This window comes from Terrisporobacter muris (assembly GCF_024621905.1).
Taxonomy (GTDB): Bacteria; Bacillota; Clostridia; order Peptostreptococcales; family Peptostreptococcaceae; genus Terrisporobacter; species Terrisporobacter muris.
Genome location: NZ_JANKBY010000347.1, coordinates 1 through 3,638, shown reverse-complemented (window position 1 = coordinate 3,638; position 3,638 = coordinate 1). Strand labels below are relative to the sequence as shown.

Below are 3,638 nucleotides of genomic sequence, written 5' to 3'. Positions count from 1 at the left end.
ATATGTGAATAGGTATGACTTTATTTGCTATAATTGTAGAATATTTGTTATAATGGATATATCTTTAATTGTATTTGCAGAAAGGATTTAGTATGAAAGGTTTATTATCATTAGATTTATCAATTATATTTATACTGATATTTATGTACCTTTTTTCAAGGATTTCAATAAATATAAAGCACAAAAATACGAGCATTGTAAAAGAGCTATTTTTATTAGGGTTTGTCCTATCCATATTGATGATATTAACACTTAATACTTATACTTTATGGGCAAAAGCTTTATTATTTGTACCCTTAGGTTTCTTTACTTTTTACTGTTTTGAAGGAAGCACAAAAGATACTTTGATAATATGCGTTTTAATGATAGCTGTTGTACAAATTGCTTTGTTCTTGGACCCAGGTAAAGTAGCTAGTATTAATGATGTTATTTTAAATATAGTAGGTGGATTAGTAGGAATATTTGTATCTGATAAACTTATAAAAAAAACTCAGCTTAGATTTTGCTAAGCTGAGTTTTTTATTTTATTCTGAATAAATCACTAATAAAGTACACCAGCTTTTTAATACATGTTTTATCTATTGTAGACTTATGCCGTTTCAAATCCTACATATACACACTATCATCTAACCTACATACCTACTAAATCTAAAAATTTATTTAAATGATTAATATAACCATCTTTATCCTTATCTAAAGCATCTGTATGATCAGCATCCTTTACTTCAAACTTATCCCTTATTCCATATTGCTTGGCATAAAATATAGCCTTGCACATCTCACAGGGTACAATATTATCACAGTCTCCGTGTATAAACAGCATTGGTGTTTTTACATTTTTTATAGCCCTTATAGGTTCCACCTGATTAAAACTCCATCCACATCTTAATTTTGTAATTTTACTTGTAAAAAATATAACAAAACTTTGTAACATATTTAATTTTATATGACAATATTTCTTTAGTAAAAATTTAGCTTCATCTACGAAACTAGTAAACCCACAGTTATCTACTGCAAATTCTACATCATCATAAACACCTAAATACTCTACTACTATGGCAGATCCCATAGATTCTCCATGAATACCTATTTTTGTATTTTTACCATACTTATTTCTTATCCAATCTATCCAAGATTTTAAATCATCTTTTTCATAATATCCTAGCGATGTGTTTTTACCACCGCTTAGCCCGTGATATCTATGGTCATAAGCCAGTATACTAAATCCCCTTGGTATATATAGAAATCCATACTTTAACATATCCCACAAATTTGCCGTAATTCCATGTGATAGTATTACAACTTTATCAACGGTTTTGTTAGGAAAAAATATTCCATGTAATTTATATCCATATACGGAGTCAATACTTACTTCTTCTTTTTCTATTTCTTCGTATGTTTTTATTACATCTGGATGAAAAGTTTTTTCGTTATTATAGTGTTCTTCATAGCTAGTAGTTTTAGGGTTTGTTATACGTTTAGAAAAATAATATCCTACTACAAAACCAGTTATATTTACAATGATGATTGTGACACATACCATACTTAGTATTTTCAAACCGCATCTACCTCCACATATTATATTATTCCTTGCTTATCTTATTATTTTCACAAATTCAATGGTATTATAATGCCCAATTCTTAATTTATTTCTCATCATAGTTAATGAGTATTGAAATCTTTACAATTAAAAAAGCTCTTCCACTATTTACAGTGAAAAAGCTTTTATTTGTTATATTTTAAAATTTATCTCAAATCCTGTAGGTTATTTTCTATGCTCATACACCCTAAAATACTAGGTAGTGGTAATCTCTTAGCCTCAATTCCAGCACCAAAGTCCTTCAGAGACTCCTCCAAATCTTTACCATATGTCTTCATTAGGCCTTGTTCCAACTCACTTAAATGAATAAACAAGTATTCTTTCACATCTTCAATACTTTTTAACTTATTGATTTCCTCTCCGCGAAGAATATGCTTAAATATAGCAAATCCTTCTCCTCTAGATGTCCATATAAATATATTAAATGTAACAAAAGATTTCTCCAAATATAGACCTGTACTTATAGAGTTCATATGGTTTATATCTTCGTATAAATCATGGTTAAAATCAATAAATCCACTAGGTGCAACTTCATAAGTCTTGTTTTCATTATATTCAATATCTCTTTTACTTAATCTTTCGTAAAAATCAGCATAACTTTCACTTTCTAGTAAAATTTCTGCTAACTTAGTAGCATTTGCAAATATTCTTTCTTTGTTTATAAAATCTGTCATTTTTATATCTCCTTAGTTGTTAATTTTGAGCAATGATTTAATTTATTACAAATCCTCCATTTGAACTTATTACTTGTCCTGTAATAAAGTCTCCTCCTTCACTGGCTAAAAATAGTGCACATCTTGCTATATCTATAGGTTTTCCAATTCTCATAAGTGGAGTTTCATATTTTAACATTTCTATAGTATCATCATCCACTTCTTTTAACATATCTGTCTCTATAACACCTGGTGCTATAACATTTACTTGTATGTTTGATGGACCAAGTTCTTTAGCTAGAGCCTTGCTCATTCCAATAAGTGCAGCCTTTGACGTGGAATAGTGAACTTCGTTTGCTGCTCCAACCATTCCCCATATAGATGATATATTTATTATTTTTCCACTATGTTCTGATAACATGTATTGTAAAGCTTTCTGTGTTACATAAAACACTGAGTTTAAATTAACATTCATAACTTCATGCCACTCATCATAACTTATGTCTGTGAATAGATTAAACCTACTAATACCTGCATTATTAACTAATACATCTATTTTTTCAAAATTACCAATTGTGAAGTTGACTAAAGCATTTGCCTCATTTACATTTGATATGTCTGCCTTAAATATTTTAACAGAGCATCCATCATTTGTAAGCTCATCAAGCAGTTTCTTTGCTTCTTCTTCTGAATTATTATAATTTATAACCACATTATAATTATTTTTTGCAAATAGTCTTGCAATTTCTCTTCCTATTCCTCTTGAAGACCCTGTAATTAATGCTGTCTTTTTTGTACTCATTTTAAACCTCTTTTTTACTAATATAATTTTTACTTTTTAAATGTTTCATTTTATTAAATCTACAATTATAATTACAACCTTTGCATTGTAGTTTTTTATTTGATATTGGTGCAAATCGCTCTGGGTGTTTTCTTATCATGTATTCCCATTGTAAAAATGCAAACAATGATAGTGCAAATAAACTATAAGTCCAAAAGCTTTTTATAAGCAAAAATGGTGTACAAAACATAACATGATCCCAGTTATATATTCTACATTCATTGCAACATTTGCTTTTAAAGAATAATTTATGAAAAGGACACCACACATTAACACAAAACATATCAGCCCAGTAATAAATCATAAAAACTAAATATATATATGCTGTGCTTAAATTATAATTGAAGTAAATCATAAATAATACCACATTTAAAACTATCCATGCTACAAATACACTTCTAGCATGTTTATTATTTCTCTTTATATATTTATCTAACTTTTCTCTGTCATAGTTATCTGATGGTATATAATGTTTTAAAAATAACTTTCCATTATAAGAGTGACTATTTGTGTATGGAATAATCACTAATAGTGTTTCTATCAT

Annotated in this window: 5 protein-coding genes; 1 reads left to right on the top strand and 4 read right to left on the bottom strand. The window is 28.2% G+C overall.

What is annotated here, in order from left to right; all coding sequences use genetic code 11:
- The first annotated feature begins 92 nt into the window (after positions 1-92).
- A complete protein-coding gene (locus tag NSA58_RS17490; protein WP_074429759.1) occupies positions 93-509 on the top strand; it encodes a VanZ family protein in 417 nt (138 codons plus the stop codon).
- Between the two features lie 122 nt (positions 510-631).
- Here the strand turns inward: NSA58_RS17490 and NSA58_RS17485 are convergent, their stop codons facing one another.
- The 4 genes from NSA58_RS17485 to NSA58_RS17470 form a co-directional block, all read right to left on the bottom strand.
- A complete protein-coding gene (locus tag NSA58_RS17485) occupies positions 632-1,558 on the bottom strand; it encodes an alpha/beta hydrolase (RefSeq protein WP_074429758.1) in 927 nt (308 codons plus the stop codon).
- A gap of 188 nt (positions 1,559-1,746) precedes the next feature.
- Entirely contained in the window at positions 1,747-2,274 is a 528-nt protein-coding gene (locus NSA58_RS17480; RefSeq protein ID WP_074079584.1) for a hypothetical protein, read from the bottom strand.
- A gap of 37 nt (positions 2,275-2,311) precedes the next feature.
- Positions 2,312-3,055, bottom strand: a complete 744-nt coding sequence (gene ymfI, locus NSA58_RS17475; RefSeq protein WP_074079585.1) for an elongation factor P 5-aminopentanone reductase — start codon at positions 3,053-3,055, stop codon at positions 2,312-2,314.
- A 1-nt stretch (position 3,056) separates the two neighbouring features.
- On the bottom strand, positions 3,057-3,638 hold a 582-nt coding region (locus NSA58_RS17470), incomplete at its 5' end, for a hypothetical protein (RefSeq protein ID WP_257560746.1).